This window comes from Dyadobacter chenhuakuii (genome assembly GCF_023821985.2).
GTDB lineage: Bacteria > Bacteroidota > Bacteroidia > Cytophagales > Spirosomataceae > Dyadobacter > Dyadobacter chenhuakuii.
Genome location: NZ_CP098805.1, coordinates 4,730,760 through 4,752,981, shown reverse-complemented (window position 1 = coordinate 4,752,981; position 22,222 = coordinate 4,730,760). Strand labels below are relative to the sequence as shown.

At 46.7% G+C, this 22,222-nt stretch carries 20 protein-coding genes; 5 read left to right on the top strand and 15 right to left on the bottom strand.

The window, feature by feature from the left end:
• The first annotated feature begins 11 nt into the window (after positions 1-11).
• A complete protein-coding gene (locus tag NFI80_RS19795; RefSeq protein WP_235161080.1) occupies positions 12-1,127 on the top strand; it encodes an acyltransferase family protein in 1,116 nt (371 codons plus the stop codon).
• Between the two features lie 2 nt (positions 1,128-1,129).
• Here NFI80_RS19795 and NFI80_RS19790 read toward each other — a convergent pair whose 3' ends face one another.
• Positions 1,130-1,882: a polysaccharide deacetylase family protein gene (locus NFI80_RS19790; protein ID WP_235161079.1), complete on the bottom strand. Its 753-nt coding sequence runs from the start codon at positions 1,880-1,882 to the stop codon at positions 1,130-1,132.
• 117 nt (positions 1,883-1,999) lie between these two features.
• Here NFI80_RS19790 and NFI80_RS19785 point away from each other — a divergent pair, with 117 nt between their 5' ends.
• Positions 2,000-3,223 carry a metallophosphoesterase family protein gene (locus tag NFI80_RS19785; protein ID WP_235161078.1) on the top strand — a complete coding sequence of 408 codons (1,224 nt, stop codon included), beginning with the start codon at positions 2,000-2,002 and terminating at the stop codon, positions 3,221-3,223.
• 1 nt (position 3,224) lies between these two features.
• Here the strand turns inward: NFI80_RS19785 and NFI80_RS19780 are convergent, their stop codons facing one another.
• The 7 genes from NFI80_RS19780 to NFI80_RS19750 all read right to left on the bottom strand — a co-directional run bounded on the left by NFI80_RS19780 (position 3,225) and on the right by NFI80_RS19750 (position 12,689).
• Entirely contained in the window at positions 3,225-3,863 is a 639-nt protein-coding gene (locus tag NFI80_RS19780) for a nucleotidyl transferase AbiEii/AbiGii toxin family protein (RefSeq protein ID WP_235161077.1), read from the bottom strand.
• Positions 3,853-4,113 carry a DUF6922 domain-containing protein gene (locus NFI80_RS19775; protein WP_235161076.1) on the bottom strand — a complete coding sequence of 87 codons (261 nt, stop codon included), beginning with the start codon at positions 4,111-4,113 and terminating at the stop codon, positions 3,853-3,855. The genes NFI80_RS19780 and NFI80_RS19775 overlap by 11 nt, the downstream gene beginning before the upstream one ends.
• 128 nt (positions 4,114-4,241) lie before the next feature.
• Positions 4,242-4,625: a TraR/DksA family transcriptional regulator gene (locus NFI80_RS19770; RefSeq protein WP_026631728.1), complete on the bottom strand. Its 384-nt coding sequence runs from the start codon at positions 4,623-4,625 to the stop codon at positions 4,242-4,244.
• A gap of 34 nt (positions 4,626-4,659) precedes the next feature.
• A complete protein-coding gene (locus NFI80_RS19765) occupies positions 4,660-5,640 on the bottom strand; it encodes a pyruvate dehydrogenase complex E1 component subunit beta (RefSeq protein WP_026631727.1) in 981 nt (326 codons plus the stop codon).
• Between the two features lie 172 nt (positions 5,641-5,812).
• On the bottom strand, positions 5,813-6,688 hold the full coding sequence (locus tag NFI80_RS19760) for a transglutaminase family protein (protein ID WP_235161075.1): 876 nt from the start codon (positions 6,686-6,688) through the stop codon (positions 5,813-5,815).
• Positions 6,678-9,233 carry a circularly permuted type 2 ATP-grasp protein gene (locus NFI80_RS19755; protein ID WP_235165945.1) on the bottom strand — a complete coding sequence of 852 codons (2,556 nt, stop codon included), beginning with the start codon at positions 9,231-9,233 and terminating at the stop codon, positions 6,678-6,680. The genes NFI80_RS19760 and NFI80_RS19755 overlap by 11 nt, the downstream gene beginning before the upstream one ends.
• Positions 9,234-9,263: 30 nt before the next feature.
• Complete coding sequence (locus NFI80_RS19750; protein ID WP_235165944.1) at positions 9,264-12,689, bottom strand: transglutaminase family protein; 3,426 nt, start codon at positions 12,687-12,689, stop codon at positions 9,264-9,266.
• A gap of 313 nt (positions 12,690-13,002) precedes the next feature.
• On the opposite strand from NFI80_RS19750, the gene proC reads away from it, so the two are divergent.
• Positions 13,003-13,806: a pyrroline-5-carboxylate reductase gene (proC, locus tag NFI80_RS19745; RefSeq protein WP_235165943.1), complete on the top strand. Its 804-nt coding sequence runs from the start codon at positions 13,003-13,005 to the stop codon at positions 13,804-13,806.
• A 69-nt stretch (positions 13,807-13,875) separates the two neighbouring features.
• Positions 13,876-14,784 (top strand): DUF1338 domain-containing protein, encoded by a 909-nt coding sequence (locus NFI80_RS19740; RefSeq protein WP_235165942.1) that lies wholly within the window; start codon positions 13,876-13,878, stop codon positions 14,782-14,784.
• A 1-nt stretch (position 14,785) separates the two neighbouring features.
• Here NFI80_RS19740 and NFI80_RS19735 read toward each other — a convergent pair whose 3' ends face one another.
• Genes NFI80_RS19735 through NFI80_RS19725 form a run of 3 tightly spaced genes read right to left on the bottom strand, consistent with a single transcriptional unit; the run spans position 14,786 to position 17,239 of the window.
• A complete protein-coding gene (locus tag NFI80_RS19735; protein ID WP_235165941.1) occupies positions 14,786-15,070 on the bottom strand; it encodes a type II toxin-antitoxin system RelE/ParE family toxin in 285 nt (94 codons plus the stop codon).
• Positions 15,054-15,293, bottom strand: coding sequence for a hypothetical protein (locus NFI80_RS19730; protein ID WP_235165939.1), 240 nt, complete (start codon positions 15,291-15,293; stop codon positions 15,054-15,056). The genes NFI80_RS19735 and NFI80_RS19730 overlap by 17 nt, the downstream gene beginning before the upstream one ends.
• Before the next feature lie 50 nt (positions 15,294-15,343).
• Positions 15,344-17,239, bottom strand: coding sequence for an SGNH/GDSL hydrolase family protein (locus NFI80_RS19725; protein WP_254414157.1), 1,896 nt, complete (start codon positions 17,237-17,239; stop codon positions 15,344-15,346).
• Between the two features lie 138 nt (positions 17,240-17,377).
• On the opposite strand from NFI80_RS19725, the gene NFI80_RS19720 reads away from it, so the two are divergent.
• Complete coding sequence (locus tag NFI80_RS19720) at positions 17,378-17,668, top strand: hypothetical protein (RefSeq protein ID WP_233799044.1); 291 nt, start codon at positions 17,378-17,380, stop codon at positions 17,666-17,668.
• 43 nt (positions 17,669-17,711) lie between these two features.
• On the opposite strand, the gene NFI80_RS19715 is transcribed toward NFI80_RS19720, so the two are convergent.
• The 4 genes from NFI80_RS19715 to NFI80_RS19700 form a co-directional block, all read right to left on the bottom strand.
• Positions 17,712-18,590 (bottom strand): NAD(P)-dependent oxidoreductase, encoded by an 879-nt coding sequence (locus NFI80_RS19715; RefSeq protein ID WP_026632832.1) that lies wholly within the window; start codon positions 18,588-18,590, stop codon positions 17,712-17,714.
• A gap of 21 nt (positions 18,591-18,611) precedes the next feature.
• Positions 18,612-20,225, bottom strand: coding sequence for an acyl-CoA carboxylase subunit beta (locus tag NFI80_RS19710; protein WP_235166240.1), 1,614 nt, complete (start codon positions 20,223-20,225; stop codon positions 18,612-18,614).
• 122 nt (positions 20,226-20,347) lie between these two features.
• Positions 20,348-21,313, bottom strand: a complete 966-nt coding sequence (locus NFI80_RS19705; RefSeq protein WP_235165935.1) for an MlaD family protein — start codon at positions 21,311-21,313, stop codon at positions 20,348-20,350.
• A gap of 41 nt (positions 21,314-21,354) precedes the next feature.
• Positions 21,355-22,149 (bottom strand): N-acetylmuramoyl-L-alanine amidase family protein, encoded by a 795-nt coding sequence (locus NFI80_RS19700; RefSeq protein WP_026632835.1) that lies wholly within the window; start codon positions 22,147-22,149, stop codon positions 21,355-21,357.
• Between the last annotated feature and the right edge of the window lie 73 nt (positions 22,150-22,222).

Below are 22,222 nucleotides of genomic sequence, written 5' to 3'. Positions count from 1 at the left end.
GGCTTAACTAAGTGGAAAAAAAGCGTTACTTCCCAAATCTCAACGGAATCCGGTGCATTGCGGCCCTTTTGGTTGTTTTTCACCATTTGGAGCAGGCCAAACATGCTTTGGGAATTGCCAATATTTACGAGCTTCCCATTATTCAGCACGCTGGCAGGCTTGGCGTTGGCCTTTTCTTCGTGCTTAGCGGCTTTTTGATCACTTATTTATTATTGGAAGAACGCGGGCGTTTTGGTGATGTGGATACTAAAAAGTTCTACTTGCGACGGGTCTTTCGGATCTGGCCCATTTACTTCCTCATTATAGGCCTCTCTTTTTTCGTTTTCCCGCACATTGAGTTGCTAAGCTTTCCCGGGACCGACGAGAAAATCACGATTCACGCCGCCGAGCGGTTAACATTGCTGCTTTTGGTTTTGCCCAATTTCGCTTTCGTGCTGTATGACTTGCCTTACTGGTGCGCTCAAACGTGGTCCATTGGTGTCGAGGAGCAGTTCTACTATCTGTGGCCCTGGCTGATCAAATATCCAAAAAAGCGCATTCCGATCATTCTCCTTTTCCTGGGCATTACGGCAGCAATCCTGTTCATTGGCTTGCATTATGTGAATGTTGATGAAGAAACGAAAAGCACAATGATCTCAACTTTTCTGGGCCAATTCCGGATCCAGACGATGGCTTTGGGTGGGTTATGCGCCTGGCTGGTTTACAAGCAAAAAACAAACGTCCTGCAAGTGGTTTTCAGAAAAGATCTTCAAATTGTCGTCTATACGCTGCTGATCGCCCTTTTCCTTTCCGGAATCCATTTTTACGGCTTTCTTGAAGTTTACGCCCTTTTCTTTGCCTTTTTTATTCTGAATGTTTCCTGTAATCCAAACACGATAGTCAGTCTGAACAATGGTGTGATGAATCATTTGGGTAAAATCTCTTATGGACTTTACTTATATCACGTAGCTGTGATTGTGTTCATTATCAATGTTTTGAACAAATATCTACCCGATTGGACCGGCACATCTTACCACATTGGCCTGTATGTGTTGACTTTCTTAGGATCGGTTGCAGTGGCGTCGCTTTCTTACTCTTACTTTGAAAAACCGTTGTTAGCCTACAAAGACAAGCGCTTCGGGAGATAATCTCAATTCCTATCAGGCAATTCCGACATGGTGTAGAATTTCAAATTTTGTCTGGCTGCTTCCTTTAATATTTTTTCGAGAAATGGCACATGAAAGCCGTATTCGCCATTTTGCGGCTTTCCATATAAAGGCTCGTGTCCGAATAACATTAAAGCCGTGTTATCATTTTTCGCTTTTTCCAGCGCTTCTTGCATTTCCGGGTCGGTTAATCCGGAGTCTTCGTCGATTAGCAGCGCATCCACAATGCGTTCATTATCAAAATTATAGTAAATCCAGGGCATCAGTCGTGGCGCCAGGGCATACATTTGAAAACCCATAATTTTTCTTCTGGATATGGCCACGTCGCGCAAGATCTTAAAGCCGCTGGCTAGCAACACAGAGTCAACCCGGGCGTTATGGTTCCCTCCGGGATGCGCATAGGAAGTGGGCTTAAAGCCTGCTTCGGCCATATGTGCAAGGCCGGGTGCCAGTTCAATATTTTTATAACTATCCGGCCCTGTGGCAATCAATTCTGTTGATTTACCATGAATTGTGCCGTGAAAACCGATCTCATGACCGTCGGCCTGCAATATTTTTAGTTTAGAAATTTCGTCGGCTGTCAGGCTGTCGGGACAGGTTATGAAAAAGGTGACTTTCGCATTGTATTTCCGGAACATCGGCCGCAATGCAAACCACTCGTTGATAAAATGATCGTCGAAAGAGATTGCTATCCCCGCCTTTTCATGCGTTTCAGCATCCCGCCGACAATGCGTCATGCTGATTCCGACACAGAGAAAAATGCATTTTAGGAAGCAATGACGCAGGAATGTTGCAGTTGAATATTTCAATTCTTACCGGATGAAATGTTATTTTCGCTAAATTAATCACACAAAATGAAAATCCTCCACACCGCCGACTGGCACATTGGTAAAAAGCTCGACAATTATTCCAGGCTCGAAGAACAACGGCTCGTGCTGGCAGAAATTTGTGAGATCGCCGAAGCCGAGCAGGTCGATGCAGTTGTCGTAGCAGGAGATTTGTTTGATAATTTCAATCCTTCTTCGGAAGCCACAGAGCTATTATACAGCACATTACACCGCCTCTCCGCCAACGGGAGCCGCGCTGTGATCGCCATTGCAGGCAACCACGATTCCCCGGAACGCATTCAGGTTCCGGACGCATTGGCGAAAGTTTGCGGGATCATTTTTGTTGGTTTTCCAAACACCGAAATCTCGCAATTCTGCACGCAGGCGAAGGTTGACATTCTTCGGACTGCGAAAGGATTTGTTGAAATTGAGCTTCCTAATGCCAGTTTCCCGTTAAGAATTCTGCACACACCTTATGCGAACGAGCAGCGTTTGAAGACTTTTTTGGGTGTAGAAGATTCAGAAGAAGCGCTTCGCGTCCATTTGCAACAGCATTGGCAGGAACTAGCAGACAAGTATCTGGATGATGCGGGCTTCAATTTACTGATTACCCATTTGTTCGTCATGAAAAAAGGCGAGCCGGTGCCCGAAGAGCCTGAGGAAGAGCGCCCTATCCTGCACATTGGTGGCGCACAAGCCATTTATACCGAAAATTTCCCGGACAAAATACATTACATTGCCCTCGGACATTTGCACCGTTACCAGGTTATTGATAAAACACCAGCGCCAGCCATTTATTCCAGCAGCCCGCTCGCTTACAGCTTTTCGGAAGCGAACCAAACCAAATATGTGGTCCTGATAGAAGCAGAAGCCGGAAAGCTCGTTTCCTACCGCGCGATCGAGCTCACCAAAGGCAAAAAACTACGCAGAAGAAGCTTTAACGACATTGACAAAGCCATCGAATGGCTCGGCGAGCACAGTGAAGACCTCATTGAACTTACCATCGTTTCCAACAATTACCTGGAAGCCACCGACAAAAAACGCCTGAACGAAGCCCATCCCGGCATCATCCAGATCATCCCCCAAATCAAAAAGAGCGAACTCGCAACCACCACTTCCGAAATCGACCTTTCCCTAAGCATGGAAAAGCTCTTCCAGGAATACTTCAAAACCAAAAACAAAGGCCAGGAACCCTCCGATGGATTAATGGCGGTTTTTAGGGAGGTTTTAGGGACTGAGGAGGAAAACTGATTTATTGGAAAAGCTTGTTTCCTGAGATAATAGCCTGCTCTATGCGTTGCTGAATCTTCGAAATTGGCAGCTTAACCTTCATTTTAGGTGGATCCATTTCGGGATCTATATCATAGAAATAGGATAACGATTTCAATGCAATTAACGGGTTCATGTGTGGATACTTTGTTTCAAAAAATGAAATAATTTCATTCAGCGAAAAGTGTTCGAGCAGAAAGTAAATGTCCACAAAGTCTTTCAGTCGCTTGCCGGAATTTATAATGGCATTCACTTTCATAGCTGCGATATCTTCCAAACCTAACAAAGTAATTCCTTCTTCTATTTGGGGCTGTTTTATCAATGTATAATCATGGCGAATGAAATCTGTCTTGATGTTATCGATAAAGGTGAAAAGATTATTTGTACTCTTTTGATAGGCAACTTCTACTTTGAAGGATTCGCGTAGCAACTCGATTAACTCACTTGTTTCAAATGTTACATTCGTAAACAGGTCGATATCGATGGAATTTCGGTGTCCGATTTGTAATGCGAGGGAAGTGCCTCCAACCAGATAAAAGTTTTTCAACTCAGGAATAGCCTGGATTCGCTGAATCAGCTTAAACGTATCCGGATGAATTACGAAAGGGTCTTTATACAACATTCACAAAGTCAGAGTTAATGAATAATCTGGAAAAGCGCTTGTCCTTTTCATCTATTTGAGATGACCATTCAATCGTCTCCAAAATTTGACTTTTGGAATAGAACCTGATCATTTCCCGCCAGTTGTCCAGATTCCCCCGTTCTAAAACCCGCTCAATTACAATTTTATACGATTTTTTAAAATCGAAACTATCGTAATCAAATTCCCAAAGGAGCCTTGATGGAATATTTGGTTTGTTAGTGTTCTGCATATTGTTTGAAGGCAATAAGTAAATTTACATTAATTCAAATAACTGGCAATTCTCCCGCTTCATAAACAAAAAAGCGACAAGCCATCCGCAGATCACTTGTCGCTCACGATAAATTTCAGAAGCCTGAATTAGCTCGCTCTTCTCAGCTTTGCTTCGATGGTTTGCTGGGTATGAGGAACGATTCTTAATCTTTCCTTAGGAATCAGCTTGCCGGTGTCAATGCAGATGCCGTAGGTGCCGTTTTTGATGCGGACCAGGGCGTTTTCAAGCTGGATCGAGTATTTCTGTAATCTGGCAGCCAACTGGCTCAGGTTCTCACGTTCGCTGGCGTCGGCGCCGTCTTCTACAAGCTTGGCCGAACCAGCAGTGATTTCCGTACCACTGTCGTTCTTCTTACTTAAACCTCCCTTGATATAATTAAGCTCACTCATTGTCGCTTCGAGTTTTCCGCGAATGAGTTCTTCAAATTCCCTCAACTCTTCCTCCGAATATCTTGTGCGTTCTTCTTGCATAACGAGAAATGGCTTTGTCTTTTTCTTTAACTTCTTATTTGTAAAGCACCGACTTTACTGCTTCCACCACACGCTTAACGCTAGGCAGGATTTCTTCGATCAATGTTGGTGCGTATGGAAGCGGCACATCGCGGTTGGTTACGCGGATCACCGGTGCATCCATATAATCAAATGCATGACGCTGAATGTGATAAGTAATTTCTGTTGAGATAGATGCAAGCGGCCAGGCCTCTTCCACAACCACACAGCGGTTTGTTTTCTTAACAGATTCAATAACCGCAGGATAATCGATAGGACGAACAGTTCTCAAATCAACCACTTCTACGTCAATGCCTTCTTTTTCCAATTGCAAAACGGCTGGCATCACAACGCGGGGGATCATTTTACCAAAAGAAACAATGGTAACATCCTTGCCCTGACGTTTCACATCTGCTTTACCCAGCGGGATCAGGTATTCTTCCTCCGGAACCTGCATTTTATCACCGTACATTACTTCCGATTCCATGAAGATTACCGGGTTGTTGTCGCGGATAGACGATTTCAAAAGTCCTTTCGCATCATATGGGTTCGAAGGAACTACTACTTTCAGACCGGGCGTGTTAGCAAACCAGTTTTCAAAGTTCTGCGAGTGCTGCGCTCCCAATTGTCCTGCGTTACCGGTTGGTCCGCGGAAAACGATCGGGCAGCCATACTGGCCGGCAGACATGGAAAGAATTTTCGCTGCGCTGTTGATGATCTGGTCGATCGCAACAAGAGAGAAGTTGAAAGTCATAAATTCAACGATCGGGCGAAGTCCGTTTCCGGCAGCTCCTACTGCGATCCCGGCAAAGCCAAGCTCAGCAATAGGCGTATCGATCACGCGCTCGGGACCGAATTCGTCCAACATTCCCTGACTTGCTTTATAGGCGCCGTTGTATTCTGCAACTTCCTCTCCCATTAAAAAAATACTCTTGTCAAGGCGCATCTCTTCCGACATGGCGTCGCGAATGGCATCTCTGAATGCTAATTCTTTCATTCGTAATTTTATAATTATTTAATTCTTAGAAGAAACCATTGCCAATCCATGCGAAGTGCAGGATTTTAAACTGCTTGGTTACATTAAAAGACGTTTTGTATACTTATTTCAAAATGATGTGTAAAATTAGAGAAATGAGGCCAATTCTCAAATTCTTTATATTAACTATTCTTCACACGGGAATTACATCCACTTCCACTTTCAGCGTGTGTTTTCCATAACTGAAAATGATGCCCTTCAATGGTGGCACGTCGCTGTAATCGCGGCCCCAGGCAGTGACAATGTGCCGTTCACCGGGAACAATGTTATTGGTCGGGTCAAAATCGCACCAGCCGAAGTCGGGAATGTACACCGAGATCCAGGCATGCGACGCATCCGAGCCTTGTAATTTCTGCTTTCCGGGCGGCGGCAGCGTTTCCAGATAGCCGCTCACATAGCGTGCAGCAAAGCCGAAACTCCGGATGCAGGCAATGGCCAGATGCGAAAAATCCTGGCAAACACCCTTTTTAGCTGCAATAACATCCTTAATAGGCGTATGCACGGTTGTAAAATCCGGAACAAAATCGAATTCATGGAAAATCTTGGCGCAAAGCGCTTCCACACAAGCATATAGCGGCATTCCTTCCTGAAAACAATCTTTTGCAAAATTCCGCACCTCCTGATCCCATTTGATCATAGGGCTCGGCAGCATGTATTCCAGCAGCGAAATTTTCAGCGCCCGGTCGCCCAGAAGTTGCTGACGGGCTGCTTCGCAGGAGATTTCGGAGGGCAAAAACAAAGACCCGGTTTCCTCGGTAAGCCGCTCCACCATGGCTGTTGTGAGTACGGTAAGCGTTTTGTGCGGGGAATGCAGGGAGAAATAATGGGTTGTATTTCCGTAAAAATCCTTCCGGTCGATGATCTGCGAAGGTTCGGGGGAAATTTGAATGTCGAAATTCTGGCACAGCTGATTCGGCAGCGAGCGCGGCGCGAGGCACACCAGACTATGATAATTATTGACCGCCTCCGCGTATTTATATTCCGTTTTGTGAATCAGCTTATATTTCATCCGTATCGTAATCCATCGGATCGTAAAATGAATGATGCATAAAAGTGTGGCTGAAATACATGTTGGTCAGGTTCACCGAAACGGAGCTGATGAGCTTGGATACTTCCGAAAGGAGGTTGAACAATTCCCGTCTTTCCAATCCCACATTGCATTTGCTCAAATCGCTCACATCCGCCAGCTTGACCAATGTGGCCGCCTTCAAAACGAATTTCTGCGCCTCATTAAGCCTTTCGCTCCGGGTTGTTACGGGCAGCTTGCTAATGTTGTTTTTCAGCTCATCGAGCATATAAACCAGCGAGTAAGGCAATGTTTTTTCCAACAAAACCATATCCAGCATCGCTTCCACGCTCAAATGCGACTTATAGATCTGCCGGTAATTTACCAGCAAATGATGGTTGATCAATGTCGCCTCGATCAGCTCATTTTCAACGCCAGGCGTGTTTTTTACACCAAAATTAGATTGGATAACACTGATCCGCGACAGGATGCGCTCGATCAGCTTGCCCGTTTCGAGGAGCAAAAAGCTGTTGTCGCGCGGCATACTTTCTGCTATCACGCCCAAAAACGTGAACATATTATTGAACAATCCATCAAGAGTCTTCTGAATGTTATTGTTATGCATCGACGACGCATTGCGGATCTCATGATAACCATTATCGATCAAATCCACGATCCGCCAGATCTCCTGGTCCCACTGGTCCCGCACCGCTGCAACAGCATTCAGAAATGCACCGATATTGGCCGCAATGGTGCCTGGACGGCTGGTGTTGGAAATCAGGTCAATGATCTCAGTGTAAGGATCTGACATTAAATCCTCCTCTTCCAGAAAACCCGGATAAGTGGAAGACAAATGTGTGAGTGATTGCAACAGGATCTTAATGTGCTCCTGCTTCGCTGAGCCGCCGAAATTCCTGTCCAGGTTAAGCACATTGATCGTAATGTTCATAAACTTGATAACGGCCATCGTCCGCTCGCAATAACGCCCTATCCAGAACAGATTTTCCGCGCTGCGGCTGGGGAGCGAGACGTGCTTGTTAACCGAGATCGGTGAAGTCAAAACGATCTTTTCCTGAATGTCTTCCGTTTTGTCCGACACAATCCAGGTGTCCTTCGACAACCCGCCATATTGATTTGAAATCACAAAACGGTCCTTAACCGGTGAGCTCCGCGTCAGTCCGCCTTGCATGACGTGATAACCACTTTCATCGGCTACCATAAATGCCCTTAATGCAGCATAACGCGGCTCAATGTTGCCATTGATGAGGGACGGCGTTGTGGACAAGCTCACTTCCTGTTGTGCAATGAACTCGTGCGGCCGCTGAATGATCATTTTTTTCAGCTCTTCCTTTTCAGCAAAAGTCATCAGCCTCCCGTAAATTGACCTGAATTTCGTTTTGCGATTTGCTTTCTTAATGATCAGCTCATCCATGTGTTCCAGCACGTAATTGAGCTCTTTCACATGCCCGCACCACCAGGTGGCCACGGAGGGCATAATCAGTTTTTCACCTAAAAAATAATTGGAAATATTGCCCATAAAGGCATGAAATGCATGATTTTCCAAAACACTCGTCCCCGGCGGGTTCAAAACCTGCACATTACCAAGCCTGATGGCCTGCAATAATCCGGGAACGCCCAAACGGGAATCTTCGCGCAGTTCAAGCGGATCACACCAGTCGTCGTCGATACGGCGGATGATCACGTCCACTTTTTGCAAACCATCAATGGATTTCAACCAAACGCAGCCATTACGAACCAGCAGATCGTCGCCCTGCGCGAGTGTATAGCCCAGGTAGGAAGCCAGATAAGCGTGCTCGAAATAGGCTTCGTTATTTGGTCCCGGCGTGAGATAAACAATGTTCGGCGCGTCTTTTCTTTTATCCGATAATTTTAAAACTGTGTTTTGCAGACTGTTAAAAAAAGGCGACAGCTTGCTAACATACATTCCCTCAGCCAATTCGGGAAGCAGCTTGCTCATTACCACACGGTTTTCCAATGTATAACCCGACCCGGACGGAGCCTGCGTGCGGTTGTCCACAATCCACATCTGCCCATCGGGCCCGCGCGACATATCGGCCGCGTACATGGTCAGCTGATTATTGCCCGGCACTTTTATGTCAATGCACGGGCGGAAAAAGCCGGTGTTGTCAAAAACGAGTTCTGCCGGGATAATGCCGTCTTTCACCAGGTTTCTGGGTCCGTAAAGGTCTTTCAGGATCAGATCCATCAGGATTGCGCGCTGCTGCAAGCCTTTTGCAATGCCGTTCCATTCTTTTTGTTCAATTAAAAAAGGGATAGGGTCCAGCTGCCAGGGACGGTTAAGGCCGTCGGGCGTGCCGTATACATTATAAGTCACCCCGTTTTCCCGGAGCTTGCTGATGATTTCTTGGTTCCGGATTTTCAGTTCATCCATGCCCAGCCTTTCCAGCTGAGAAAATAGCGCTTTCCAGTACGGCTTTACCTTCCCGTTCAAATCCAGCACTTCGTCATAAGATGTGAGTCCGTTTTGATAGGATTGTAAAAGATCCACAGGAGCCTCGGTAAGCATAATGTAGTAAGTAGGGTTTGTACTAAAAATCTATTTTGATTTCCAGTATTTACGTAAATCCAGCGTATTCGGATACTCCGGATTAATTAATTCGATCGGCGTGTCGCTCTTCATCTCTTTCTTCGTCTCAGCAATAAAACGTGACACCGCACCCGTCGATTTTTCCAGAATAGGCACTTCCTGCTTGGCAGATGGCGTATGCCCAAAACCCTGAAACAAGCTTATTTTACGTGATTCTGCTTCAAAACTGTTCACCGGATAAGTATCAAAAGCACGGCCTCCCGGATGTGAAACAAAGTAAGTACAACCGCCCAATATACGGTTATTCCAGGTATCCACAATGTCAAAAACGAGCGGCGCATCGGCCCCGATCGTCGGGTGCAATGCCGATGGCGGGTTCCAGGCTTTGTATCGAATTCCCGAAACAAACTCACCCTTAATCCCCGAACTGCGCAGCGGAACGCGGCAGCCATTGCAAACCAGAATGTGCCTTCCTTCTACAAATCCGCTCACTTTCACCTGCAAGCGTTCCAGCGAAGAGTCCACAAAACGGGCAGTGCCGCTGTTGGACAATTCTTCTCCCAAAACATGCCAGGGCTCGATGCCCAGTCGCAGATCGAGCTGAATGTTGTCCACTGTAATGCCGCCATAATGCGGAAAACGGAACTCAAAGAATGGGTCAAACCAGGAAATATCGAAGTTATAGCCCGCATCTTTCAAATCCTTTACCACATCCACCATATCCAGGTAAGCAAAATGCGGCAGCAGGAAACGGTCGTGAAGTTCCGTTCCCCAACGGATGAGCTTGTGCTTATAAGGGTTTTTCCAAAACTTCGCAATCAACGCCCTTACAAGCAATGTTTGGACGAGATTCATATGCTTGTGCGGCGGCATATCGAACGCGCGGAATTCCAGAATCCCGAGTTGTCCCGTTGCGGAATCAGGTGAATAAAGCTTATCCATGCAGAATTCCGAACGGTGCGTATTGCCCGTAATGTCCACCAGCAAGTTCCTGAAAACGCGGTCAACCATCCAGAATGGCACTTCTTCTCCTTCGGGAATTTGTTCAAATGCAATTTCAACTTCATAAAGCTTCTCGTCCCGGCCTTCGTCAATGCGCGGCGCCTGGCTTGTAGGGCCAATGAATGGTCCTGCAAAAAGGTAACTTAATGCAGGGTGATGCTGCCAGTAAGTCAGCAAGCTCCTCAGCAGATCGGGCCGGCGCAGAATGGGGCTGTCGGCAGGTTTTGCACCGCCAATGGTCACGTGGTTACCGCCGCCGGTTCCGGTGTGGCGTCCGTCAACCATAAATTTATCTGTGCCTAATCTTGAAAAGAAGGCCTCTTCATACAGCGCACTCACATTATCAACGAGTTCCTGCCAGTTTTTGGCCGGGTGAATGTTCACTTCTATCACCCCGGGGTCAGGCGTAACAATTAGTTTTTGAACCCGTGCATCGGTTGGCGCAGCATAACCTTCGATCCGGACGGGCATTTTCAGCTTTTCCGCCGTGGCTTCTATGGACGCCATCAAGTCCAGATAATGTTCGAGATAATCCGTCGGAGGCAGATATACATAAATGATTCCCTCCCGTTCCTCAACGCAAAGCGCCGTTTTGATAATCGGAAGCTCAAAAAGAAGCTTATCTTCCGCCTCTTTTTCGGTTAATGGTTTCTTATCATCCCCCTCCTCTTCAAAAATCGCATTCACAGGCAGCTCATAAGGAGGCGCCACCGACCCATAACGCGACTCTACAACCGGCTTGAAATCGATCAGCGGCGGCAAATCTTCAAACGGACTGCGTTCCACCGGCTGCTCGCGATGCGCTTTGGCAACTTCGGGCAAGGATTTCAGCGGCAAACGGAAACCGATCGCCGAATTTCCGGGCACAAGGAAACAATGGTTGCGCTTAAATTGCCAGGCTGAGCTCGACCAATGCTGTCCTTTTTCATTCCATTTAATAGGTAAAACAAAGCCAGCTGGGTTATTAAGGCCCTTTTCGAGCAATTTTGCCAGTGTTCTTCTTTCAATAGAGTCTTTGAGGTTTACTTTCAAAGGATCCACATTCACCGGCAATTTCCCCTCTTCCATCGCCCAGTAAATCGGGTCCTCGTAAGCTGGCGTAATGTTGTTGGTGTCTAAACCAAGATATTTTGTAAGTTCGGTTGTGAAGATTTCAGCTTCGCGGAATGTGTATTTGGTCTGGCCCTCTTTGGTGACAAGATCATCATTGCGCCACATCGGAACGCCGTCATTGCGCCAGTAAAGCGCATATTGCCATCTTGGAAAAGGCTCGCCGGGATACCATTTGCCCTGACCAAAATGCAGCAATCCGCCATGCGCGAAGCGTTTTTTAAGCCTTAATGAAAGGTCATAGGCCAGTTGTCTTTTCAATGGTCCGTCCGCAGCCGTGTTCCATTCCGGCGATTCGAAATCGTCGATCGAAATGAATGTTGGCTCGCCGCCCATCGTCAGGCGCACGTCACCTTCCTGCAAATCCTTTTCTACATCGTGACCCACCTGCATCACCGCTGCCCATTGTTCCTCTGTATAAGGCTTGGTAACTCGCGGATCTTCGTGGATCCGGAAAACTTTATTATCAAATTCAAAAGTCACTTCACAAATGTCCGTCGCACCCGAAACCGGCGCAGCACTCGCATAATCGGGCGTGCAGCAAAGCGGAATGTGGCCTTCGCTGGCGAACAGTCCGGAAGTAGGGTCGAGGCCAATCCAGCCAGCACCCGGCACATAAGCCTCCGTCCACGCGTGCAGATCCGTAAAATCCTCTTCCGGGCCACTCGGACCGTCCAATGACTTAATGTCCGAAGTCAGCTGCACCAGATAACCCGAAACAAAACGAGACGCAATGCCCAAATGTCTCAGAATCTGGACCAGTAACCACGCCGAATCCCGGCAGGAACCGCTTTTAATGTTCAATGTTTCTTCGCAAGTCTGGACGCCCACTTCCATGCGAATGTTATAATGTATCGCATTGTAAATCTGCTGATTAAGGTGCACCAGAAAATCCACGATCTTGATATCACGGTTCACTTTCGCCTTCTCAACCCATTCCATCAGCGCCGGACTCGCCTCTCTCGGTTCGAGATAAGGGCCAAGTTCCTTTTTTAATGTCGGTTCATAGGCAAAAGGATACATTTCCGCGTATTCTTCCACAAAAAAATCGAACGGATTGATCACCTGCATTTTAGCGATCACTTCCACTTCCACGCTTAATTCAGTCGTTTTTTCAGGAAAAACAACCCGCGCCTGATAATTGCCGAAGGGATCCTGCTGCCAGTTGATAAAATGATTTTCGGGGGTAATTTTTAATGAATAACCTTCAATGGCTGTCCGGGAATGCGGTGCGGGGCGAAGTCGGAAAATGTGCGGTGAAAGGGAAACGCTCCGGTCAAACTGGTATTTGGTTTTATGAGAAATAGCAACTTTTATAGCCATAATTGAAGTATTGCAATAGTGTTAGGTTAATTCGGCTCGCGAGAATGTATGTGCTTGTAAAAAAATGTATTATATCAATTTTTCAAAATATTAAGCAGGATAAAAATACATATGCAGAATATTATATTTCCTCCACTCTGTATTTCAAAATTCCTGATTTAAGCGCTGCAATAACGGCATATGTTTTCTAACATGCCTCACGCGGGATTCATTCCGCCGGAAATTTTCGCTATTTGTTTTTCCAAAGCCGATAATTGTATAAAAGTTACGTAATTCGCTCAAAACCTTTTAATACAAATACATTATCCTTCAAATGAAAATTGCAATCATCGGCTGCGGCAATATGGGAATGGCCTTCGCCCGCGCGTTCCTGAAATTTGATCTGGTAAAAAAGGAAGATTTTCTCCTGGTAGAGAAAAGTGAAGACCGCATGGAAAGCCTCAACAGCTTCCAGCCAGGCGTCATTACCGGCATTATTGGTCCGCAGATCGGTGAATATGATCTTATTATTTTATCTGTTAAACCGCAGGATTTCACTTCCGTTTCCGCGTCCCTGCGCGATGTGGTGAAGCCCAATCAGGTTGTGCTTTCTATTATGGCCGGTGTAACCATTGAAATTATACAAAATGCGCTCGACCATAAAGCAGTAATCCGCGCTATGCCCAACACGCCTGCCATGCTTGGAATGGGCATTACAGCCTATTCTGCGTCGCCGGAAGTAGACATTAATCAACTAAGGAAAATCGAAAACCTGATCAATGCGACGGGGCGTTCGGTGTTTTTGGAAGATGAAGACCAATTGAATGCGGTTACGGCATTAAGCGGCAGCGGACCAGCTTATTTCTTCTACGTGGTTAAAGCCATGATTGAAGCAGGCAAGCAAATGGGCTTTGAGGAGTCTGTGGCTGCATTATTGGTAAAACAAACCATGCTGGGATCGTTTCACCTGATCAACACCGCAGATAAATCGCTGGACGAGCTGATCAAAGCCGTCGCCTCCAAAGGCGGCACCACAGAAGCAGCATTGAGGCAATTCGAAGCCGGAAAACTGGACGAGACCTTGAAGAATGGCATCATAGCAGCACAATTAAGGTCAACCGAACTATCGAAAGGCTGATTACAAAGCGCATCTTCTTGATAATTACTTCATAGTCTGCACGTTAACATAACATTAAGACATAACACTATGAGCGCAACACACAGACTTGAAACATTGGACATCGTACTAAACGGCCTGATGCGCCGCTACAAAGAGCGCGTTCCTGACGTGGGTGTAATCCTGAATGCAATGGTGGCCGATGGCGTTGTCCTCAGCGCAGACAACATTGAAAATGACCACATTGCATTCCGCACGATGGGCGTCGCCAACCTCGGGGTGCAATCATTTGAAAAGATTTTCCTGCATTATGGTTACGAAAAGCGCGATCATTATTTTTTCGAAGGGAAAAAGCTCGATGCATGGTGGTACAGCCCGCCCAGAGAAACTGATCCACGTATTTTTGTGAGTGAACTGCGGGTGAATGACCTGTCCGACGAAAGCCAGCGCATTATAAGAAGTTACACCGATGAAGTTACCGCTGATCCTGTTGACGCATTGGATCTGGACAATGGCGCAGAAGTCGACGCGTTTCTGCATCAGCCTTTGTGGCGCACGCCGACGGTGGCAGATTACAATTCCCTTTTGCGGGAAAGCGAATATGCTGCGTGGGTGATCTACAACCGATATTATCTCAACCACTTCACGATCAGCGTGCATAACCTGCCGGAAGGTTACAACACCGTGGCAGCATTCAATGAGTTTCTGGAAAAGAATGGCATTCGCTTAAACACTTCGGGAGGAAAAATAAAGATCAGCCCAGACGGCGGCCTGCTACAAAGTGCCACCATTGCGGAAATGATCAACGCGAAATTCGCCAACAACGAACACCTGGAAATTTCCGGCTCCTACGTAGAATTCGCTGAAAGAAAAATCCTCCCTCAATTCCAAAACATCCCCCCAGCCGAAATCACCAGAAGACACCGCCGAGACGGCTTCGAAGCCGCCAACGCCGACAAAATTTTCGAAAGCACGTACACAACGCAGACTGGTAAGTGAGCTAAGCGTTGTCTCTCTTTGTATTACGGATGGTTAGCACCTTAACAAGTTCATCCGTAGCCTGATAGTAAATGATTGTATGTTTGTTCAAAACGCATTCCCGTACACCAGCTTTTGTGATGGAAGCTCTAAACATGAGTGGCATTTCACTGATCAATTTAAGCTGATCGGTCAGCCTGATCAGGAAATCAATTTTTGCCTTTTCAGAGAAGTTTTCGGCTAGATAAGTTGAAATATCTTCTATATCCGCCCTCGCCCGATCAGATAACCTAACGTTCAATGCCATGCGAAGACTTCATATACTCAAAGAAATCAGCATCGCGACCAGCAGAAAAGTCGGCTATTCCCTCATTGATTGCAGATTTAGTCTGATCATCAACATTATGCCAAAAATCCTCCTGTGATTGCGCCTCCCGGGAAAGCAAAATCAGATAAGCCTGCAAAACAGTAGAATCCTCAATGCTATCAATCAGCGCATGGAGGCTGGTTTTAAGATCATTCTTGCTCATAGTTTGTGTTTTATCTTACCAATTTACGGAATATCCTCTATTTAAAACCATCATTCATTCACTAAAAAATAAACAATCCGGCAAGCATTTCCTGTGTTTTTTTCATTCTTATCCCCAGCGATGGTGAGGTGGACGTTGTGTTTGCCGCTTTTTAGTTCGTCGTTTAGCATGAGATACCAGGGCAGGTGGAGTTGGTAGCTCCATGGGGTGAAGGTTTCGAGGGTTTTGGGCGGGTTGTTGTCGATGGTGTAGGTGATTTTTCCGGCGTCGGGGCCGGAGATGATGGCTATCCCAATGCCGCGGCCTTTAAATTCAAAGTCGAGGGAGGCGTTGGGTTGTTCGCCTACGAGCATCGGGACATTCACGAAGCCGGGGCGGGTGGGCGTTTTGTCTGCGGGTTTCCAGTCGGGGACGAGCGTGAATCCTTTCAGGTTTTTGGCTTCTGCGACTTCGTGGTAACTTCCTTTTTCGTAGGAAAATTTGTCGAGAGGCGCGGGCAGTTTGATGGCGTTTGTCGCGGCGCTGCTGTCGGTCTTGATTAGTTGTTTGATGGTTTGGAAATACACTTCCTGGCCATAAGGCGAAGGATGGAGGTCTTTGAAATCGTATTTCCACGAAAATTCCCCTGCGGTGATCCGGTCGTAGACTTCCCTGGCGAGATTAATGTAAGCTGTGCCGTAATGTTTAGCAATGCGCTCATGAACAGCCACTTCTATGGGCTCCTTCCCTTTTTCATATTCCGCATTCTTTGTAGGCTCAGCGAAGGCCATTAATACAACATTAGCATTCGGATTTACAGCATATAAATGCCTTAAAATCCCTTCCAAGCCTCTTACCTGCGCTTTTTCGCTGAAACCATTGCCCCGGTCATTCACGGCCGATTCCAGGAAAAGCAAATCGGGCGTGCCTTTTGCCAGCACGTCGCGCTCGAAGCGGAACGCGTGCGGCGTGCTCCCGAGTGACGGAATACCTGCCGCTATGAAAGTAAAGTCGGTGTCCGGAAAATGTTCTTGAAGATATTGAGCCGTTTTATCGCGCCAGCCAGGGTTATGCGTGATGGAACCGCCCAGAAATGCAACCGTGCCCTTTTTCTCTTTTCTGAATTTTTCAAACGCATTTCCCAAACCCCTATTCACCTGAATATAAGGCTTATGTGACAATGGCTTTTGCACGGGAAGGCTGTGCTGCTCAATAAAATTGGCAAAAAACTCGGGATGCTCGATGGGAAAATGATGCCCTTCCATTTCCTGCTCGCCGCGTGTCATCGGATAAACGCTGATCGGGCCACCGAGCTGCATGTAGCTTTTGACCAATAAATCACTGTTTTCCTCCGCCGGCACATGCTTGTCCTTTAATCCGATAACATGAATTATAGGCACTTTGAAAGCCGCCAAACCTGCCAGATCATTCAAAGGAATGTCCGTAAACTTCGTAGCTTCCTCTTCCGAAAGGTTGAACAGTTTCAGCCATGCAGCCCAATCCTTTTCCGATCCCGGCCCTTTCCCCTTTCCTCCCGGCCAGCTTTTAGGATCGCAAACGGGCGCTTCGGCATAAATGCAGCTTACTTTGTCAGGATTTCGCTTGGCCCAGCCGTACACATACAAGCCTCCCCGGCTTACGCCTTCGAGTGCGACTTTGGGTGCAAACTGGTTTTGGTTTACCAAATAATCATAAAAAGCATCCCAAACCTGCATGGCTTTGGGATGGGCAAACATGTCGTTGGTGTTGATATAAGCAATGTGAAAGCCACGAGAAAGCAGTATACTATCCATCTCCGTGTGCCAGGTGGGGAAATGTGCGCGCCACACCCAGGGGTTGCCGGCCGCGGCCTTCTGCGGTTTCACATACCAGGCATTCCTGTTTTCAAAAGTGAATTCCACCTTCACAAATCCCTTCCAGGATGATGTCTTTTCATTGGACTGAGCCTGAATAACCGGCCCAGACATCACAAAAAGCACGAGAGTTATAAACGCTAATTTTCTCCTAATCATGGCAAACAAAGGAAAATGAAGACCGGATTTACCGGTGAATTTTCCGTATTGGTATGATATTTTAAGTGTTACAGCAAACTATAAACAAGACTTATGGATAAGATCGAGAAATATAAGACTATGGAGAAAGTCCTTCGTGAAATCGAGGATTTGAAAAACAGTGAGACTGCAGTGATCAAAAAAATAGGTCAGATAGAGACGGAGAACATGAATTTAAATGTTCAGGGTTTGGATAAAACACTAAATGAAATCTACGACGGTATTTATAAAAACCTTGAACTTGTAGAAGGTCTTCATACTTCTTTCACAGAAACGGTTTCTGACTTCAAAGAGAAGAATAATATAAGTGATGAGATGTTACTTGAATTTAGCGAGAATAATTAATTCGTTGCTAATCAATAAAAAAGGCTGCACATGCAGCCTTTTTTTATGCCCCGGCGTCATCGGACGCACCTTGCGCCAGCGCGCTCCAATCCAGATTATCCCGCTTTTTGGCTAATGCAGAAATAAAACGGTTACGGATCAGATCCGCCATCGGCATAGGCACATGCACGTCCGAGGCGGTTTGTAATGTCAGGTTAATGTCTTTCAGGCCCAAAGCCAGCTTGAATGCAACCGGTTCGTAAACATTGTTGGCCACGAATTTCCCGTAATTCTGAAAAATCGGCGCAGCAAACAATGTTTGGGTTAGCATTTCGTAGATGCTTTGACGGGAAATCCCGTTTTTCTCAGCCATCGTAAATGCTTCGCCCATCATTTCCAAACTCGCCGCGATCATGAAATTTCCGGCCAGTTTTACCACATTCGCAGCGCCGGGATCTTCTCCAAAATCATAAATGCCTTTTACGAATCCCTGCAAAATAGGCTTCGCAATTTCCTTCGCTGCGGCTTTGCCGGAAATGGCAATGTTGCCTACTCCTGCTACTACTGCTTCCGGCCTGGCAAAAATGGGCGCGGCAATGTAAGTGGCTTCGTACCAGTCGTGTATCTGGCTCATTTGGCGAGAAGTTTCGGGCGATATGGTGCTCATGGAAATGTGAATACCGCCTTTTCCCAACTTTTCGACCAGTTCCATGTTGAAAATTTCCTCGACGACTGAATCATCTGCAAGCACCGAAATCACGATCCCGCCCGTTTCAACGGCGTCGATCGCATTTTCGGCGACTTTCGCCCCTAATGTGACCAATGGATCCGCTTTTGAAGCAGTTCTGTTCCAAACGGTTAGCTCGTAGCCGGCCTTAATGAGACTTTCTGCAATGGGTGTTCCCAGGTTACCCAAACCTATAAATGCTATTTTCTGAGACATAATAATGGACGTTTTTTAAAATTAAACCTGCATCACACCCACATTAAAAGGTTTCTCGATGGGAGCCTGATCTGCGGCTGCAATGCCTATGGAGATAATTTTCCGGGTTTCCACCGGATCAATGATGCCGTCGACCCATAACCGTGCCGCGGCGTAATAAGGAGATAATTCCTGGTTGTAGCGATCTGTGATTTCGTCGAGCAATGCTTTTTCGGCTTCGGGCGTAATGGTTTCGCCTTTTGCTTTTAATGTTGCTGTTTGCACTTGCAGCAGCGTTTTGGCTGCGGTTGCGCCGCTCATCACCGCCATTTGAGCCGTGGGCCATGCGAAGATCAGCCGCGGATCATAGGCCTTTCCGCACATGGCATAATTGCCTGCGCCATAAGAATTCCCTACGATGAATGTGAATTTCGGAACCACAGAATTGGCGACGGCATTTACCATTTTAGCGCCGTCCTTAATGATCCCACCCTGCTCGGCACGGCTTCCAACCATGAAGCCGGTTACGTCGTGGAAGAAGATGAGCGGGATTTTTTTCTGGTTACAATTCATGATAAACCGCGCTGCCTTATCAGCCGATTCACCATAAATCACGCCGCCCATCTGCATTTCGCCTTTACCTGATTTCACCATTTTGCGCTGATTCGCCACGATTCCCACAGCCCAGCCATCCACGCGGGTATAAGCACAGATCAATGTTTTGCCGTAATCGGGCTTGTATTCGGCGAGTTCCGAGTCGTCCACAATGCATTCCAAAATATGGCGCATGTCGTAGGGTTTGAGCCGGTCGGTGGGAAGCAATGTGTAAATTTCTTCTGGATTGCGTTTGGGTTGCATCGTTGGTTTTTTGTCAAAACCTGCGGAAGCGGGCCTTCCTATTTTGTCAATGTGGCGCTTAATAGCGTCCAGACAGGATTTATCATCGGGAAACTTGTTGTCGGTGACGCCGGAAATTTCGCAATGCATGGATGCGCCGCCCAATGATTCGGAATCCACATCTTCGCCTATGGAGGATTTGACCAGATAAGGACCCGCCAGATAAACGGAACCTGTGCCTTCGACAATGAATGCTTCGTCGGACATGATCGGTAGATAAGCCCCGCCGGCCACGCAACTGCCCATAATAGCCGAAATCTGGACAATTCCCATCGCTGACATTTGCGCATTATTCCTGAAAATCCTTCCAAAGTGCTCCTTATCGGCAAAAACCTCGGCTTGCATAGGCAGATAAACGCCCGCGCTATCCACAAGATAAATGACCGGCAGGCGGTTTTCCATCGCAATTTCCTGCGCACGAAGATTCTTTTTGGCTGCAATAGGAAACCATGCGCCTGCTTTTACCGTGGCATCATTGGCCACGATCATACATTGTTTTCCCGAAACATAACCAATTCCAGCAACCACGCCACCGGATGGGCAACCGCCTTCATCGGCATACATGCCATCCGCAGTGAATGCACCGATTTCCAGAAAATAAGAATCCGTATCTACCAGGTAAGCAATGCGTTCGCGCGCTGTGAGCTTGCCTTTTTTATGCTGGGCCTCGATTTTCTTCTGACCGCCGCCGAGTTTTACCTGCTCGAATTTTTCTTGAAGAACCTGGATCAAATGGGGAAGACTTTCTTGACTGGTCATATTGATGAAGTAATGTAATGCGCCGCTGGCCGGAAGGTCAGGTTTATTTTCAAAAATAAAAAGTCGTTTACCCGTAAGCAAACGACTTTAATTTTATTTGAAAATGCCTGAAACTGAAATGTCTATTTGATGACCGTGGTTGTATCGAGCGGGGATTCGGACGGGCCTTTGTCTTTTTTACCAAAAACGGAAATGTTAATGTAACGCTTCGGATGTTCGCGGAGGTTGGTCAACAGTTTGTTGAGGCTTACCATCGTGCGGTCAATGTTATTGTAAAGCGTTTCGTCCTTAATGAGCTTTCCGGCAGTGCCTTTGCCCGATTCCACGCTTGCCAGCAAGGTATGCAGTTCACCAATGGTCTTATTTGCATTCTGCACCGTTTCGCCCAGCCGCAAAGCATTAAGCGAGTCTGCTAATGTGCCTGTTTTGGCCAAAAGCGGCTTCAATTCCTTTTCTGTTTCGACGAGGGAAGTGGAAAGTTTGTTCAGATTGGAGGTCAGGGCGACCAGATTAGCGCGGTTTTCATTCAGTAACCCCTGCAAGTTCGTCCCGGTCTGGTTGTAGTTCTTCAAAACCTGGTTCAAGATCAAACCGGTTTCTTTAAATCCCATTACCACTACATCCAGGTTCTTAATGAGCGAATCGGCGTGGTTTACGAGCGGTAATGCCTGCTGCTGCAAAACGGCAGAAATGCCCGCTTCCTTTCGCGAAACTAATGTATCACCATCCTGCAAAGCCGGGCCGGTTCCCATGGCGAGATTAACGACTTTTCCACCCAGTAACCCGCCATCCGCGAGGATTGCGGCCGTTCCCGCAGGAATAACAATACTTTTCTGCACATCGATGCTTACCAGCAACCGGTTCTTTTGATTTTGCAATAACCTGATTTCCTGCACACGGCCCACATTCAAACCATTCAGCAGCACCGGATTGGAGGCTGTCAGACCGTCAATGTTGTCGTAAACCACGTAGTACTGATGTGTTCTGGAAAAAACGTCGGAGCCTTTTAGGATGTGAAAGCCGAAATATAACATGACAATGGCGAAAACGGCCATTATCCCAACTTTTGCTTCTCTTGATATTTTCATGGGCTAATGTATTGAACTCGAAATATAAGATATCGCCGTATTTACCGGTCCATATCTTTCTTGTATGCCATAAACGCCTGATGAATGGATTCCGCCACTTCTTTCTGGCCTTCTTCTGAACCCAGATATTCCTCTTCATCCGGCGTGGATAAAAAGCCTGTTTCGATTAAAACACTGGGCATAGCGCATCTCCATAACACCAAAAACCCGGCTTGTTTTACACCGCGGCTGTCGCGATCGGACACAGATTGAAATTTCTTTTCAATCAGATCTGCCAGGCGAAGGCTGCTGGAAATAAATGCACTCTGGTAGTTGGCGAGCATGATGTGCGCCAATGGTGAGTTTGGATCGAAGCCCTTGTATTTTTGCTTATAGTTCGTTTCCTGCAAGATAACCGAGTTTTCGCGCTTCGCAACGTCCAGGTTTCCTTGTGTTTTGTGTAAACCCATCACGAATGTTTCCGTTCCTCTCACGGACCGGGAGCTCGGTGTTGCATTGCAATGGACCGAGATAAAAAGGTCGGCATTGTTGCGGTTTGCAAAAGCAGAGCGCTCCCCTAATTCAATAAAAACGTCAGTTGATCTGGTATATAGTACTTTTACTTCCGGAGTTTCTTCTTTGATCTTTCGCCCGAGTTCAAGTGCAACTGCCAGTGCTACGTCTTTTTCTTTGGTAACACGTCCGCGCGTCCCGGGATCTTTACCGCCATGGCCTGCGTCGATGACCACCGTTTTTACTTTGCTGGATCTGGCAGGTGCGGCATCATCTTGAATTACAAAAGCGAGGCTTACAAAAAGGACACTTACTACAATTACTAATTTAAGAACTTTTAACATTATTTTTTAATTAGGGCGTTACTCGTTAGAGGTTTCTCTGCTAATTTTGAAATTCGTTATGCAAAAATACGCT

Bases quoted from the DNA above. Each gene is read 5' to 3' on its own strand.
- NFI80_RS19720 (WP_233799044.1), top strand. From the start codon at position 17,378: ATGGATAAGATCGAGAAATATAAGACTATGGAGAAAGTCCTTCGTGAA.
- NFI80_RS19715 (WP_026632832.1), bottom strand. From the start codon at position 18,590: ATGTCTCAGAAAATAGCATTTATAGGTTTGGGTAACCTGGGAACACCC.
- NFI80_RS19740 (WP_235165942.1), top strand. From the start codon at position 13,876: ATGAGCGCAACACACAGACTTGAAACATTGGACATCGTACTAAACGGC.
- NFI80_RS19755 (WP_235165945.1), bottom strand. From the start codon at position 9,233: ATGCTTACCGAGGCTCCTGTGGATCTTTTACAATCCTATCAAAACGGA.
- NFI80_RS19725 (WP_254414157.1), bottom strand. From the start codon at position 17,239: ATGTCTGGGCCGGTTATTCAGGCTCAGTCCAATGAAAAGACATCATCC.
- NFI80_RS19750 (WP_235165944.1), bottom strand. From the start codon at position 12,689: ATGGCTATAAAAGTTGCTATTTCTCATAAAACCAAATACCAGTTTGAC.
- NFI80_RS19770 (WP_026631728.1), bottom strand. From the start codon at position 4,625: ATGCAAGAAGAACGCACAAGATATTCGGAGGAAGAGTTGAGGGAATTT.
- NFI80_RS19760 (WP_235161075.1), bottom strand. From the start codon at position 6,688: ATGAAATATAAGCTGATTCACAAAACGGAATATAAATACGCGGAGGCG.
- NFI80_RS19765 (WP_026631727.1), bottom strand. From the start codon at position 5,640: ATGAAAGAATTAGCATTCAGAGATGCCATTCGCGACGCCATGTCGGAA.
- NFI80_RS19780 (WP_235161077.1), bottom strand. From the start codon at position 3,863: ATGTTGTATAAAGACCCTTTCGTAATTCATCCGGATACGTTTAAGCTG.
- NFI80_RS19785 (WP_235161078.1), top strand. From the start codon at position 2,000: ATGAAAATCCTCCACACCGCCGACTGGCACATTGGTAAAAAGCTCGAC.
- NFI80_RS19775 (WP_235161076.1), bottom strand. From the start codon at position 4,113: ATGCAGAACACTAACAAACCAAATATTCCATCAAGGCTCCTTTGGGAA.
- proC (WP_235165943.1), top strand. From the start codon at position 13,003: ATGAAAATTGCAATCATCGGCTGCGGCAATATGGGAATGGCCTTCGCC.
- NFI80_RS19710 (WP_235166240.1), bottom strand. From the start codon at position 20,225: ATGACCAGTCAAGAAAGTCTTCCCCATTTGATCCAGGTTCTTCAAGAA.
- NFI80_RS19730 (WP_235165939.1), bottom strand. From the start codon at position 15,293: ATGAGCAAGAATGATCTTAAAACCAGCCTCCATGCGCTGATTGATAGC.
- NFI80_RS19735 (WP_235165941.1), bottom strand. From the start codon at position 15,070: ATGGCATTGAACGTTAGGTTATCTGATCGGGCGAGGGCGGATATAGAA.
- NFI80_RS19790 (WP_235161079.1), bottom strand. From the start codon at position 1,882: ATGACGCATTGTCGGCGGGATGCTGAAACGCATGAAAAGGCGGGGATA.
- NFI80_RS19705 (WP_235165935.1), bottom strand. From the start codon at position 21,313: ATGAAAATATCAAGAGAAGCAAAAGTTGGGATAATGGCCGTTTTCGCC.
- NFI80_RS19700 (WP_026632835.1), bottom strand. From the start codon at position 22,149: ATGTTAAAAGTTCTTAAATTAGTAATTGTAGTAAGTGTCCTTTTTGTA.